The organism is Lysinibacillus sp. AR18-8, assembly GCF_001705465.1.
Lineage (GTDB): Bacteria > Bacillota > Bacilli > Bacillales_A > Planococcaceae > Lysinibacillus > Lysinibacillus capsici.
Genome location: NZ_MDGU01000014.1, coordinates 152,815 through 167,249, shown reverse-complemented (window position 1 = coordinate 167,249; position 14,435 = coordinate 152,815). Strand labels below are relative to the sequence as shown.

At 36.9% G+C, this 14,435-nt stretch carries 15 protein-coding genes and 1 pseudogene; 13 read left to right on the top strand and 3 right to left on the bottom strand.

The genetic code is table 11. The features are described 5' to 3' along the window. Window positions 1-26: 26 nt before the first annotated feature. Window positions 27-164: pseudogene (locus tag BFM98_RS23465) on the top strand (IS3 family transposase); the annotation flags it as partial. A 67-nt stretch (window positions 165-231) separates the two neighbouring features. Here the strand turns inward: BFM98_RS23465 and BFM98_RS12830 are convergent. Both BFM98_RS12830 and BFM98_RS12825 read right to left on the bottom strand, forming a co-directional pair. Then, the gene (locus BFM98_RS12830) at window positions 232-1,401 is read right to left on the bottom strand and encodes an MDR family MFS transporter (RefSeq protein WP_048393481.1); all 1,170 of its coding nucleotides are present in this window, start codon (window positions 1,399-1,401) and stop codon (window positions 232-234) included. Between the two features lie 395 nt (window positions 1,402-1,796). Continuing rightward, window positions 1,797-2,018 carry a DeoR family transcriptional regulator gene (locus tag BFM98_RS12825; RefSeq protein ID WP_004226074.1) on the bottom strand — a complete coding sequence of 74 codons (222 nt, stop codon included), beginning with the start codon at window positions 2,016-2,018 and terminating at the stop codon, window positions 1,797-1,799. 357 nt (window positions 2,019-2,375) lie between these two features. On the opposite strand from BFM98_RS12825, the gene pepV reads away from it, so the two are divergent. The 7 genes from pepV to BFM98_RS12790 all read left to right on the top strand — a co-directional run bounded on the left by pepV (window position 2,376) and on the right by BFM98_RS12790 (window position 9,801). Further along, a complete protein-coding gene (gene pepV, locus BFM98_RS12820) occupies window positions 2,376-3,782 on the top strand; it encodes a dipeptidase PepV (RefSeq protein WP_066037573.1) in 1,407 nt (468 codons plus the stop codon). A 27-nt stretch (window positions 3,783-3,809) separates the two neighbouring features. Next, a complete protein-coding gene (gene dat, locus BFM98_RS12815) occupies window positions 3,810-4,664 on the top strand; it encodes a D-amino-acid transaminase (RefSeq protein WP_048393484.1) in 855 nt (284 codons plus the stop codon). Window positions 4,665-4,887: 223 nt separating this feature from the next. Next, window positions 4,888-5,892: a nuclease-related domain-containing protein gene (locus BFM98_RS12810; protein ID WP_066037572.1), complete on the top strand. Its 1,005-nt coding sequence runs from the start codon at window positions 4,888-4,890 to the stop codon at window positions 5,890-5,892. Window positions 5,893-5,895: 3 nt separating this feature from the next. Further along, window positions 5,896-6,825 (top strand): diacylglycerol/lipid kinase family protein, encoded by a 930-nt coding sequence (locus tag BFM98_RS12805; protein WP_066037571.1) that lies wholly within the window; start codon window positions 5,896-5,898, stop codon window positions 6,823-6,825. 96 nt (window positions 6,826-6,921) lie between these two features. Further along, on the top strand, window positions 6,922-7,572 hold the full coding sequence (gene trmB / locus BFM98_RS12800; protein WP_016991781.1) for a tRNA (guanosine(46)-N7)-methyltransferase TrmB: 651 nt from the start codon (window positions 6,922-6,924) through the stop codon (window positions 7,570-7,572). An 11-nt stretch (window positions 7,573-7,583) separates the two neighbouring features. Beyond that, window positions 7,584-8,447, top strand: a complete 864-nt coding sequence (locus BFM98_RS12795; protein WP_048393489.1) for a YtnP family quorum-quenching lactonase — start codon at window positions 7,584-7,586, stop codon at window positions 8,445-8,447. 127 nt (window positions 8,448-8,574) lie between these two features. Next, a complete protein-coding gene (locus BFM98_RS12790) occupies window positions 8,575-9,801 on the top strand; it encodes a carboxylate--amine ligase (RefSeq protein WP_066037570.1) in 1,227 nt (408 codons plus the stop codon). Between the two features lie 195 nt (window positions 9,802-9,996). Here the strand turns inward: BFM98_RS12790 and BFM98_RS12785 are convergent, their stop codons facing one another. Beyond that, complete coding sequence (locus BFM98_RS12785; protein WP_004226089.1) at window positions 9,997-10,311, bottom strand: hypothetical protein; 315 nt, start codon at window positions 10,309-10,311, stop codon at window positions 9,997-9,999. Between the two features lie 165 nt (window positions 10,312-10,476). Here BFM98_RS12785 and BFM98_RS12780 point away from each other — a divergent pair, with 165 nt between their 5' ends. The 5 genes from BFM98_RS12780 to ytpR all read left to right on the top strand — a co-directional run bounded on the left by BFM98_RS12780 (window position 10,477) and on the right by ytpR (window position 14,253). Beyond that, a complete protein-coding gene (locus BFM98_RS12780; protein WP_066037569.1) occupies window positions 10,477-11,553 on the top strand; it encodes a M42 family metallopeptidase in 1,077 nt (358 codons plus the stop codon). Window positions 11,554-11,612: 59 nt separating this feature from the next. Then, on the top strand, window positions 11,613-12,134 hold the full coding sequence (locus BFM98_RS12775) for a DUF84 family protein (RefSeq protein ID WP_054549934.1): 522 nt from the start codon (window positions 11,613-11,615) through the stop codon (window positions 12,132-12,134). 94 nt (window positions 12,135-12,228) lie between these two features. Beyond that, window positions 12,229-12,747 carry a hypothetical protein gene (locus BFM98_RS12770; protein WP_048393497.1) on the top strand — a complete coding sequence of 173 codons (519 nt, stop codon included), beginning with the start codon at window positions 12,229-12,231 and terminating at the stop codon, window positions 12,745-12,747. A gap of 70 nt (window positions 12,748-12,817) precedes the next feature. Continuing rightward, window positions 12,818-13,636: a DUF1444 domain-containing protein gene (locus tag BFM98_RS12765; RefSeq protein WP_081011002.1), complete on the top strand. Its 819-nt coding sequence runs from the start codon at window positions 12,818-12,820 to the stop codon at window positions 13,634-13,636. Window positions 13,637-13,638: 2 nt separating this feature from the next. Next, window positions 13,639-14,253 carry a YtpR family tRNA-binding protein gene (ytpR, locus tag BFM98_RS12760; protein WP_048393499.1) on the top strand — a complete coding sequence of 205 codons (615 nt, stop codon included), beginning with the start codon at window positions 13,639-13,641 and terminating at the stop codon, window positions 14,251-14,253. Window positions 14,254-14,435 lie beyond the last annotated feature (182 nt).

Genomic DNA, 14,435 nt, shown 5'->3' with positions numbered 1-14,435 from the left:
GCGTCAGATGTGTATAAGAGACAGATTTAAAGGAATTTGATAGTGTCGAGCATTTTAAAAAGGAACTTGAAAAGTATATAACGTATTACAACACGAGACGTTTAAAGGCAAAATTAAAACTGAGTCCGGTAGAATACCGAACTCAGTTTACCCAAGCTGCCTAAACGAAATAACCGTGTCTAACTTATAGGGGTCACTTCATTAGCTATTTTGATAGCAATGGGGCGTTTATTAATGAGCAGCTATTTTTGTTCTATAAAAGATACAACTACATAATACAAGAACAGCGATGACTGGAAACATAGCGTTCATATAATGAGTCAAGAGCCAACCGCCTATTATTGGGCCAACAAAGCCACCTAAATTTTTAAATTGTGCAGCACCTAAATAGGTTGCCTTTTGAGTATCTGGCGCAATTTCATCAATCATGACATTCATTGTAGGGAAGGCAAAGATTTCACCTATGGTAAAAATAATCATGGCAATGATATAGAGCGTATAATTATTGGAGAATCCAAACATACATAATCCAATAGCAAAGAACAGTACACCTACTAATAATGTTGCTGTAGATGAAAAGCGCTCTGATACTATACTAATAGGTAATTGTAGTAATAACACAACTGCTGCATTGAGAGAGATTAATAACGAATAAAGTTTCGCACCTTCATCAATTTTTAATTCGATAATTTGTGGTAGCGTTGAGTCAAATTGCGAGTAACCAATATTGATTAAAATGGCACCCAATATGAAGCTAAGCAGCACACGATTTGTCAAAAGAATCGTGAATGTACTGAGTATTTTTGTTTGTGTAACCGCTTTGGGCTGCTGCATTTGATAGCGATTTAACACAAAAAATAAAAAGACTGCGTAAATAATATACATCATCCCTGTCAGCATAAAAGGGATACTTGGACTGGAGAGCTGTGAGATATACACGCCAATAATTGGACCAATAACCGCTGCAATATTAATGGCTGTATAACGTAAGGAAAATAGTCTTTTTCTTTTATCGGCAGGTGTAAAATCAATCATCAATGCCTGTGTGGAAGGTTCAAAAAATGATCGACAAAGTCCATTCAAAGCATTGAATAGGATAAAAAGCCAAACAGCATGAACTGTTGCGAAGCCAAAGAACACAAGACTCCAAACGATAATTGTTAATAGAATAACGCTTTTTCTACCAAAGCGATCTGTTAAATAACCCCCGAAAAATCCACCTACTGTGGAAATGAGCGGCGCGATACCAATTGTCAATCCAATTTGTAAGGGAGAGGCTTGAATTTCATTATGTAAATAAATTGCTAAAAAAGGCATTGCCATAAAGCTTGCAATACGTGTAAAAATTGTTCCACCTAAAATAATCCAAACTAATGGATGAAACAACTTTGACAAAGTCATATAAAATCCTCCTCTCAACATTTAGAATGTTTCGAGTTTAACGGATTGTTAAGCAACTGTAAATAGTTAAAATAATCTTGAAAGAGCACAGAGCAGATAATGGCGCGCAGATTTATGTTGCTATGCTAAGATGTGAAGCTTAGATTGAAGGGTAAAGGAGCAATGTAAATAATCGTTTTATATAGATGAATGGAAGTAAGATAAAAATCATTGCTTTGCATAGATAGATGACTAAAAAAGTGATGTAAATAATTACTTTACACAGAAAGCAAGCTGGAGAAGTCAGTAAGCAAAGTGGGAAAAAAATCTAAAAATCTTCTAACGACAAAAAAGAATGACCCCGACGAAAGGTCATTCTTTTTCCATACACAATGCTTTACGTACAAAACGTAAAACTAAGACGTTAATTTTACTTTTTTCTTCGTCGTTGTCCATCTGCCTCGACTTGGACTCGTCACCAAATCGTTAAAGGCTAACACGTTCAAATCTCTTTGAACGGTGCGAGGAGTGATACTAAACTCTTCGACTAAATCCTGTGTAGACACGGTTCCTTTGTCTAAAATAAACATGTACACGTCTTTAATACGATTAAGCATTCGATCAGTAGTTGGTTTCATTAAATGAACCACTCCTTCATCTTAATTCTCTTGGCAAAGACTAGCGGACGACAATATGTGCGGAGTGCACTTAGGCTAATAAGTAGCTGCCTTAGACATCCCCTTTTCTAATTTTATAGTCAGAACAATTATTCTGATAACTTTATTATATAGAAAAACTACTTAATTTTCTAGTGAATGCAAGAGAAATTTACAATTAATATATAAAATTTATACTGTATTTTGTGGGAATACGTGAAAAACGTGCTATATATGGTAGTGACAGTAGAAGTTACTGAAAATAGTTGTCAGAAAGCTGATTGTCATATATGTTGTAAGGTGTAGAATAATGTTAATACTTTGAAGGAGGTACATGGTATGGATTGGTTACAAGCTGCAAAAGAAAGGCAAGACGAATTAATACAAGAGTTACAGGAGCTTGTGCAAATAAATAGTGTGCTCGATGAGGATACAATAACTACTGAAGTACCTTTTGGAGATGGTCCACTTCAAGCGCTTGAATGGTTACTAGCAAAAGGTCAAAGTGAAGGCCTGCTCACGAAAAATGTTAATAATTATGCTGGACATATTGAAATGGGAACTGGTGAAGATTTACTTGGTATTTTATGTCATGTTGATGTTGTCCCAATTGGAGAAGAAGCAGATTGGACTTACCCTCCTTTCAGCGGCACAGTAGCTGATGGTAAATTATTTGCACGTGGTGCGATTGACGATAAAGGGCCTACGATTGCGGCATGGATGGCCATGAAACTTGTGAAAGATGCAGGTATTCCGTTAGAAAAAAGAGTACGAATGATTATTGGTACAGACGAAGAAACAGGATTCCGCTGTGTCGACCACTATTTTAAACAGGAGGAAATGCCGACAATTGGTTTTGCACCAGATGCGGATTTCCCGCTCATCAATGCAGAAAAAGGCATTGCAGAGCTTGTGTTCTCTCAAAATAAAGTGGGTGATGCAACGAAAGAACAACTACTACTATTTAATGCAGGAAAGCGCCCAAATATGGTACCTGATTTTGCAAAAGCAATAATTCAGCACGTAACAGCATCATTCGAACAGAATTTTCAAACATTTTTAAGTAAAAATCAGCTAGAAGGCTCTTTATTAATGGAGGAGTCTCGCTATATAATAACTATCAAAGGTAAAGCAGCCCATGCAATGGAACCAGATAAAGGTATCAATGCAGCTGTTTATCTTGCAGCATTTTTACAACAAGAGTTGACGACAGAAGCAAGTAAACAATTTGTCGACTTTATTGCAGATGTTTTTTATCAGAATCATTATGGTAGTCAGCTCGATCTGCAGTTTGAGGATACAATGTCAGGACAAACAACATTAAATCCAGGGATCGTAAGCTATGATGTCCATAAAGGCGGCAGTTTAGTAATTAGTATGCGCTATTCAGTTTCCTATCCATTCGATGAAAAAATAACAGCAGCACAACGCTTAACGGTAGAAAAAGGGTTTTCTCTAGACATACAAGACGACTCCAAGCCACATTATGTCAGCGAAGATGATCCATTCATCCAGACATTAGCAGCTATCTATAGACGTCAAACGGGAGATACAGAAACACCTTTATTATCAACTGGTGGTGGGACGTATGCACGTGTGATGAAAAAAGGCGTGGCATTTGGCATGCTCTTCCCAGGGGAGCCAGATGTAGCGCATCGAGCGGATGAGTTTGTTGTCGTTGAAAACCTTGTAAAAGCAGCGGCAATTTATGCTGAAGCAATTGTTGAACTTGCAGGAAAAAAATAACTCAAAGACGAAAAGGATGAGCAAAACATGGCATATTCATTATGGAATGATCAAATTGTTGAAGAAGGATCCATTGCAGTATCACCAGAAGATAGAGGCTATCAATTTGGTGACGGTATTTATGAAGTAATCAAAGTTTATAACGGAAATATGTTTACAGCACAAGAGCATATTGATCGTTTCTATGCAAGCGCCGAAAAAATTCGTCTTGTTATTCCTTATACAAAAGACGTTTTACACAAATTATTACATGAGCTGATTGAAAAAAATAATCTTGATACAGGGCATGTTTATTTCCAAATTACACGTGGTGCCAATTCACGTAATCACGTTTTCCCAGATGCAAGTGTTCCAGCTGTATTAACGGGTAATGTGAAAGCTGGTGAACGTGCATATGAAAACTTTGAAAAAGGGGTTAAGGCTACGTTTGTAGAGGATATTCGTTGGTTGCGCTGTGATATCAAATCTTTAAACTTACTTGGTGCAGTATTAGCAAAACAAGAGGCAGCTGAAAAGGGCTGCTACGAAGCAATTTTACATCGCGGGGATATCGTAACAGAATGTTCATCAGCAAATGTTTATGGGATTAAAGACGGTAAGCTTTATACACACCCAGCAAATAACTTCATTTTAAACGGTATTACTCGTCAAGTCATTTTAAAATGTGCAGAGGAGATTAGTTTACCTGTAGTTGAAGAACCAATGACAAAAGCTGATTTATTAACAATGGATGAAATTATTGTATCTTCTGTATCTTCAGAAGTTACTCCTGTTATTGATGTGGATGGAAACCAAATCGGTACTGGTGTGCCAGGTGAATGGACGCGTAAATTGCAACAAGCTTTTGAGGCGAAATTACCACTTTCTTTGAATACAAAATAAAAGAACCGTTTAAGAGAACTATCGATAAGGGTAGTTCTCTTTTTTATGGATGTAATGTTTGGTATCGTCATGTAAAATAAAAAGGATAGTAATGAATAATTTTACAGATTGAAATTTGTAGAATAATTGTCGATGTATTGAATACAATGCCTCTTTTCTACCAAAGCAATCTAGATAAAAAGAGAACTATAGATATGGTGAGTAAGAATGGAGTGACCTTTACATGGCACAATTGGTGAAATTACAAGATTACATTTCACGCTATCAAATTGATTTAGCGAGATACCCAACACAATTTGTGCGCTTGAAGAAAAACCAATGGGAGCGCATTAAGCGACAGTGGGAATTGGGAGAAGATATTAGCGAGTGGCAACATGTCGACAATGAGGTGGAAGCGGAGGCTTACGAGGAAAAAGAACGTTTTACCTTCATAAAAAAATGGTTTGCTGGGCGGCAAAAGGAAACAACAGATGATGTTGAAGAAGTAGAAATATCAAATGAGCTTGTCAGCGATGAGGATATAATTCCTGAAGAAGAAACGACACTCACATTTGAACCTAAAATTGTGTATGCACCACAATCCATCCATGAGTTGAAACGAATGTTTATTGATCAGTTCTTTCATTTTCAAATGAAATGGGCTAGTTCAACATTACGGGAAAAATCATATGTAGATCCTCGCTTCATGCGTGACTCATTGCTCCGTATGCTATTGCAAACATTGCCAGATAATTATCTATTGTTTTATTATCCAATACTACAAATTAGAAAAGCACCTATAGAGCTAGATGTAGTGTTAATGTCGCCGACAGAGTGTATTTGTATTACGGTCTTAGAGGCTGAAAATCAAGCTGTATATGTAGGTGGCAGTGATCGCTTCTGGATTAAAAAAGTAGGGACGAAGGATTCTAAAGTTTTGAATCCAACGATTAACTTAGGGCGGATGGAATCGGTCCTGTCGCAATTATTTAAACAAGAGGATATTGATATGCCCATCCGTAAGGTTGTGCTATCTCGTAATGGGTATTTTGATTATCCTGGTTCACCATTTGGGGTACGCTTTGTTGATCGTCGAAATTACCATGAATGGATAGAGCATTTAAGAAAAGTTTCCTCTCCTATGAAGCATATGCAAATCCGAGCTGCACAGACAATTTTAAATACGGTCCAAACTACCTCCTTTAACCGAGATATATGGCAGCAAGCATCTCAGCCAAAAGAGGAATGATGTATGAACGTTCTATTTATTGTCAATGAGGCCGCTGGGAATGGAAAAGGAAAAAAAGTCTGGCTCCAACTTCAAGAGCAACTAACGATTTCCTATCAAGTGGCTTTTACTGAATATGCAGGACATGGACAGGAAATCGCTCAACAATGGGCACACCAGCAACAAGAGAAGAAATTGCTTGTCGTTGTTGGCGGTGATGGCACCATTCATGAAGTAGTTAGTGGTGTTATACATAATAAATACATCATAATTGGTGTAGTTCGTGCTGGCTCTGGTAATGACTTTGCACGTTATTTTCATACCTTTTCCAATGCCCAGCAAATCGAGGATTATGTAAAGACTACCTTGGCTAATGTAAGAATGGATGCAGGGATCGTTCAAATTGGTAATCAACGAAAAGAAATATTTGTTAATAATGCTGGCATAGGCTTCGATGCCTTTGTGACAAAATCAATTAACACTTCTCGTCTTAAGTTTTATCTCAATAAAATTGGACTAGGGAAACTTTCGTATGCTGTCGCTGTAATTAGAGGGTTATTTCGCTTTGAACGCTTTGACATAACGATACGTTCAGAGGGACAGGAATGGCAATTTCAGCAGACGTGGTTTGTGGCGATGAGTAATCAACCTTATTTTGGAGGCGGCATGAAAATATCACCTGCCGCAAAAGCAGATGATGGGCAAGTGGATATCACAATTGTACATGGTATTTCTCGTATCAAATTATTACTGGTATTTGTCACTGTGTTTTTTGAAAAACATACAAAATTTAAGGAAGTTACTTTTTTACAGGGGCAGGTCTTTGATCTTATCGTAGCAGATAAGGTTGACTGCCATACGGATGGTAATTATATTGGCATTGTCAATCAAGAGACCAATATCCACTGTACAATACAACAAAATGCTTGGCAGGTTATTGTTAAGGATTCATAAAAATATCATTGTGCAATAATTTCATGCGAATTATAAGGGAATACGTTATACTATAAAAAAATCAATAATTTCACAAGAAAGAAATGAGGAACAACATTGAGATTAAGAAATAAGCCTTGGGCAGAGGAAATGATTACAGATCACCCAGAGGTGATTATTCCAAATCCTGAAGACTTTAAAGGAAATTGGCAGGCTGTTTTCGGCAATGACAACCCTATTCATATTGAAGTAGGGTCTGGAAAAGGACAATTTGTGACCGGTATGGCTTTGCAAAATCCAACAATCAATTATATTGGCATTGAACTTTACGATAGTGTGATTGTTTGTGCACTAGAAAAAGTGCTAGAGGCAAAATCTCCAGCGAATTTACGTTTACTAAAAGTAAATGGCGCAGATTTATATAAATTCTTTGACAAAAACGATGTATCACGTGTATACCTGAATTTCTCAGATCCTTGGCCAAAAACACGACATGCAAAAAGACGTTTAACGCACGGGGATTTTTTGAAATTATATGAGTCGATTTTAGTGGATAATGGGGAAGTCCATTTTAAAACGGATAACCGAGGTCTTTTCGAGTATTCTTTAATCAGTATGTCTGAATATGGGATGTTATTAAAGTATGTATCTCTCGACCTGCATGCAAATATGCCAGAGGATAATGTGATGACAGAATATGAAGAGAAGTTTTCTGCGAAGGGGCAGCCGATTTATCGCTTAGAATCGCAATTTATCACTAAATTGTAGGGGGAATATGGATGGATCAGTTACAGTTTCACAATATGTCATTATCATGGCTAAACGGGGGTGTTACGTGCCTAGATGGTGGTGCGATGTTTGGTGTTGTACCAAAGCCTCTTTGGTCCCGCAAATATCCAGTCAATGAAAAAAACCAAATTGAATTACCAACAGAACCTATCCTTATTCAATTTGGGGGCAAAAACTACCTTATTGATACGGGGGTTGGCTTTAACAAATTAAATGAAAAGCAGCTACGAAACTTTGGTGTAACAGAAGAATCTTCGTTAGCTGATAGCTTACAAGAGTTAGGATTAACGACAGCAGATATTGATGCAGTGTTAATGACGCATTTACATTTTGATCACGCTGGGGGGTTAACGCAGTGGGAAGGGGATGTACTTGTACCAACTTTCCCAAATGCCAAGATTTTTGTAACGAAAATTGAATGGGATGAAATGCGTAACCCCAATATCCGTTCTAAAAATACTTATTGGAAAGAAAATTGGGAGCCAGTTCAGCATTTAGTTGAAACCTACGAAGAGTCATTGGAAGTAGTACCTGGAATCGAAATGCTTCATACTGGTGGTCATAGTGAGGGACATGCTGTCATCAAGCTAACGCAAAATGATGAAGTGTTATTGCATATGGCAGATATTATGCCGACTCATGCTCATCAAAATCCATTATGGGTATTAGCCTATGACGATTATCCAATGACAAGTGTATTTGCAAAAGAGCGACTGATGAAAGAAGCCCTTGCAAATAACTATGGCTTTATTTTCTATCACGATGCTTATTACCGTATGATTCGATGGGATGAGTCAGGCAAAGAGATTGTGGATAAACTAGAGCGTAGTAGACAAGCTGTTATTACATTTTAATCGAGCAAGCAAAGGCGAGGTATTTGGCATATAAAATGTCAATACCTCGCGTTTTTGTTCGTGAACAGGATAGAAAATATGATACACTTAACACGATACTAAAATACAAAAGAGAGTTGAAATAAACATGGCAACTGAACAACCATTTTTACCCGTTTTACTTGGATCAGATATGAATGCATATGGTATGGCACGTGCGTTTTATGAAGCATATGGTATTAAACCACTTGTTTTAGGACGTTCTCATTTAACAGCAACACAAGATAGCCATATCCTACAATTTCAAGAAATAGACCGTTTAAATGAACAAGATGTTTTTGCACCTGCCCTTGCAGAAGTTGCAAAAAAATATGCTGATAAAAAACTATTACTTTTAGCATGTGGGGACGATTATGCCAAGCTGATCATCAAAAATAAGCCAGCATTACAAGAGCATTTTACCGTACCTTATATCGACGAATCGTTGATGGATGAAATTTTATTGAAAGAAAATTTCTATAAAATGTGTGATCAATATAATTTTAAATATCCAGGTACAACAACGGTGACAGCTGACAACTATGAAAACTTTACACCACCATTTGCTTACCCTATCATTTTAAAGGCTTCCAACTCTGTAGAATATTGGGCTTGTAAATTCCCTGGGAAGAAAAAAGTATTTGTTGCACATGATGAAGCGGAAAAAACGGCTATATTAAAAGCTATTTATAGCTCTACTTATCAGGATACAATGATTATTCAAGAATTTATTCCTGGGGACGATTCCTATATGCGTGTGTTAAATGCCTATGTAGGAAAGGATGGAAAAGTGAAGCTGATGTGTCTAGGTAATCCTATTCTAGAAGAACACTCTCCTGAAGGAATCGGAAGTTATGCAGCCATCGTGACAACCTATGATAAAGAATTAATGGATCAAGTACGTTTCTTCCTAGAGGACATTGGCTATACAGGTTTTGCGAATTTTGATATGAAATATGATATTCGAGACAAGCAATATAAACTTTTTGAAATCAATTTACGTAATGGGCGTTCTAGCTATTATGTAACAGCAAGTGGGCATAATTTAATGAAATATGTTGCGGATGACCATATGTTAAATATCGAGCAAGAAGTCACATATGTGCAGGACAAGCATTTATGGATGATTATTCCTAAAGGTGTATTATTCAAATATGCATCGAATGAAAAGCTCAAACTAGAAGCAAAAAAATTAATTAGTGAGGGTAAATACACAAATTCTCTTTACTTTAACGAGGATATGAATGCGAAGCGTTGGGTGAAACTAACACTCAATAATTTAAATTATTACCGTAAGTATAAAAAGTACTTTAATAATAAAGGTTTATCCGAATAACATAGAGAAGCCATCTTCATTTTATGAGATGGCTTCTTATGTTGTTGAATTAGATATTATGAGTAGCAGAAAAGGCCCTTTAGCAAGGTGAGCGCATTGGAAATCTCTTTTCACCTTTCACAAAAATGTTTTGTTTTTTAACATTATAAGAAGCCATCTTCAATTTATGAGATGGCTTCTATTGTATATACATAATTAAACTTCTGTTAGTTCCACGACAACACCAGAGCGTGCATCGGCAGCAAATTCGAATGTCTGCATCTCACCTTCATGCATACGCGAGATCCCCCCACGATATACTGGGATGGTAATAATACCGTTTGTAAAATCTTCAGTTTTCATAAAAATCCAAGAACCATCAATCGGTGAATCCTTTTTAAATTCTCTTTTTATGTTTTCAAGTACTTGTCCTGCAGGTACGAACGGAGAAACTTTTTCACTAGCTTCTTTAATAATGACTGCGGCAGCTAAGCCAGTTGCGACACCAATTAAAAAATCACGTAATTTCATACTTTTTTCCTCCTTTTTCTATACCTTTATTTTAGCATAGCCTATAGAGTGAATGCACGTTCACAATTAAGCGGATTGAGGAAATGTATCAATATTTCGAATTCGGAAATAATTGTGTTACAATAGGCAAGGAAGAATATTCTACTTCGTGGGGAGAGAGTCATCATGAATGAGGAAACATTACAATTATTTAAAACATTAACAGAATTACCAGGCGCTCCGGGTAATGAACACGCAGTACGCGCGTTCATGCGTTCTGAGTTAGAAAAGTACTCGGATGAAATCGTTCAAGATAATTTGGGGGGTATTTTTGGTGTTAAGCACAGTGATGTTAAGGATGCACCGAAAATATTAGTTGCTGGTCATATGGATGAGGTTGCATTTATGGTTACTTCTATCACAGATAATGGAATGATCCGTTTTCAAACATTGGGCGGCTGGTGGAACCAAGTTATGCTTGCACAGCGTGTAGAAGTATATACGAAAAATGGGGCAATTCCTGGTGTAGTTTCATCCATCCCACCTCATTTATTAACAGATGCAGAACGAGCGAAGCCAATGGATATAAAAAATATGCTTATCGATGTTGGTGCTGATAATAAAGAAGATGCTATGTCTATGGGTGTTCGTCCTGGACAATCCATCATACCAATTTGTCCATTCACACCAATGGCTAATCCGAAGAAAATTATGGCTAAAGCTTGGGATAACCGCTATGGCTGTGGTCTAGCGATTGAATTAATGAAAGAAGTACAGCACGAAAAATTAGGTTCACATTTATACTCAGGTGCAAATGTAATGGAGGAAGTTGGCTTGCGCGGTGCACAAGTATCAGCCAACATGATTAAACCAGATTTATTCTTTGCACTAGATGCTTCTCCTGCCAATGATATGTCAGGTGAAAAAAGTCAATTTGGGCAGCTCGGCAAAGGTACTTTACTTCGTATTTTAGATCGTACAATGGTAACACATCGTGGTATGCGTGAATTCATTTTAGATACGGCCGAATCCAATCATATCCCTTATCAATACTTTGTCTCCCAAGGTGGAACAGATGCTGGTCGAGTGCATACAGCAAACGATGGCGTTCCAAGTGCAGTTATTGGTGTATGCTCACGTTATATTCATACATCAGCGTCAATTATTCACATTGATGATTATGCAGCTGCCAAAGCTTTAATTGTTGAATTAGTGAAAAAAGCAGATCGTTCGACATTAGAGTCAATTCACGCTAATGTATAAGAAGCTAGGAAGATGCCTTTTAGAGGCATCTTTTTCTATGGAAAGAAAGTGGGGATTAAATGAAAATAGCAATTGGCACAACCAATAAGGCCAAAACAGAAGCAGTTGAAGTAATTGTTCGCAAATACTTTGAGGATTCTCTCTTTACTCATGTCAAAGCTGCTTCTGAAGTATCAGATCAACCGATAAGTAATGAAGAAACTAGATTAGGGGCAATGAATCGTGCTAAAAACGCCTTGATTTTAACGGATGCAGAATTATCATTTGGCTTAGAAGGTGGCGTAACTGAAATCGATGATGACATGTATGTTTGTAACTGGGGTGCATTAACTGTGTCAGACGGAACAATGTTTACAGCTGCTGGCGCACAAATTATTCTGCCAAAAGAAATTGCCCAGGAAATAAGAACCGGTGGAGAACTTGGACCGATTATGGAGCAATATACAAAGCGTCGAGATATTCGTCAAGGCGCAGGTGCTGTAGGTATTTTTACGCAAGGTTTAGTTAGTAGACAGATGATGTTTGAGCATATTGTCTCGCTTTTAGTTGGTCAATATTTGTTCACATTTTCACAAAAATAGTTAAAAAGAATTAGTGGTGAGAGGATAGTTAGGTTGCATCTTATGATTAATTTTTTTAAAATAGAAAAAAGTTAGTAGTGAAAGGAAGAGAGACATGTTATTTTCATGGCTAAGAGCAATTGGCCTAATGCTTATACTTCTTGTCCTTTCTGGCTGCAATCAATCTATTGATGATCAAATTGCTAATGGGCTCCAATTAACGGAGAAGGTTTTTGCTGAAGAGCCAGAAGAACATACAGTAGAAATTGGGGATATCAAATTATACTTACCTTCAAACTTTAAAATTGAAGACAGTTCAGATGCTTATAATATTGTGATTTCAAAAGGCAAAGAAAGCTACATTCTTTTTATCAATGATCGTGAAGCACAAGACAGTAAACTTTATTATAATCTTTTAAAAGAAAATGAAGCGGACAAAATTATCGAGGAATCGACTTTTGATAAGGATGGTCGATTTGGCTTCACAGCGGTTCTAAAAACGGACGAAGAAAATGAAATGGAGCTCATTGTTAGTAGTGGTGGTGTGAAGATGACAACCATTTCAAAAGCAAAACAAATTGAAAATAATTTGCGTGAGATGACGAAAATCGTTCATTCGGTTAAGATGAAGTAAATAGAAGGAATGAACAGAACGGTTCACAAACATGTGAGCCGTTTCATTTTGAAGTTAGGATGTGAAAAAGATGAAGAGAATGAAGTCTGAACAACTAGTCGAGCTATTAAAAAAGCAATTAACTGAAGAGAAATATGAATTTCATTTTGATAAAAAGTACGATAAATTACGCTTGAATCATAAGACAATTGAAAAAGGGATGGAGCTCTCCTTACCTGGGATCTTAGCAAAATATAATGACAAGCAAGAGTCAGCGATTGAAGAAGTTATATATACAATTGAGCAAACCTTTAATGCAATGGTACAAGAAAAAGAACAGGGTTTCCAAACGACTACACAGATTTATCCCGTGATTCGTGCCACTTCTTATCCACAGGCATCGAAAGAAGGGCATGCCTTTATTACAACTGAGCATACAGCTGAAACGCGCGTTTTTTATGCACTCGATTTAGGTAAAACCTATCGCTTTATTGATGAATCCATGCTAGAAGCCTTACAATTAACGGTAGAACAAATTCGAGAAATGGCACGCTTTTCGGTGAAACAACTACCAACCGCCTATAAAAAAGATGAGGTAGCAGGTAATATTTTTTATTTTGTCAATGTGAATGATGGCTATGATGCTAGCCGTATTTTAAATGAGAGCTTTTTAAAAGAAATGCAGGCACAAGTGGAGGGCGATATGACATTATCCGTGCCTCATCAAGATGTATTAATTATAGGTGATATTCGTAATGAAACAGGGTATGATGTATTAGCACAGATGACGATGCATTTCTTTGCAGTCGGTACTGTACCGATTACGTCATTATCTTTTATTTATGAAGATGGGGAACTAGAACCAATCTTTATCTTAGCAAAAAACAGAGTGAAAAAGGAGCAAGAATAACAATGAACGTATTTTACAACAAAGAGCATGTAGGAGATGTCTTACTAGTTCAACTAGCAACGGAGGCTATTGTGAAAACAGAAGTAGAACGTGCTGGTGATATTGCTATTTTAAGGGAAGCTCAAACGGGAGAAATTAAAGCCTTTAATTTATTTAATGCGAGCAGTTACATCCAAACAGATGCTAAAGGCTTAGTAGAAGTGACACCAGAATTAGTAGCACAGCTAGCGGTGGCAATCGAAAAAAATGGAGCTAATATTAATCTTGATGTTGATTTTTCACCAAAATTTGTGGTTGGTTATGTAGAAACAAAGGACAAGCATCCAAATGCTGACAAATTGAGTATCTGTTCAGTCAATGTAGGAGATGAGATACTACAAATTGTATGTGGAGCTCCTAATGTAGAAGCAGGTCAGAAGGTAGTTGTTGCGAAAATTGGTGCCGTAATGCCTTCGGGAATGCTTATTAAAGAAGGAAATTTACGTGGTGTTGAGTCTTACGGCATGCTTTGTTCAGCGCGTGAATTAGCGATTCCTAATGCACCATCTGAAAAAGGAATTTTAGTATTACCAGAGGATGCTATAGTTGGTAGTGCTTTTGAATCACCAACTAAATAAAAATTCCCCTATTTAAAAAAGAAATTATTAAAATTTAAATGTTTTATCATGATATTATTCCTTGTGTCAAGGTGAAATGCCCTAAATCGTTATGTTACTAATATGCTAGTAGCATAACGATTTTTTTGTTTAGAATGAGCCTCTAAATGCAAGTTTCAAGACCGTTTTTATGGTATGCTTTT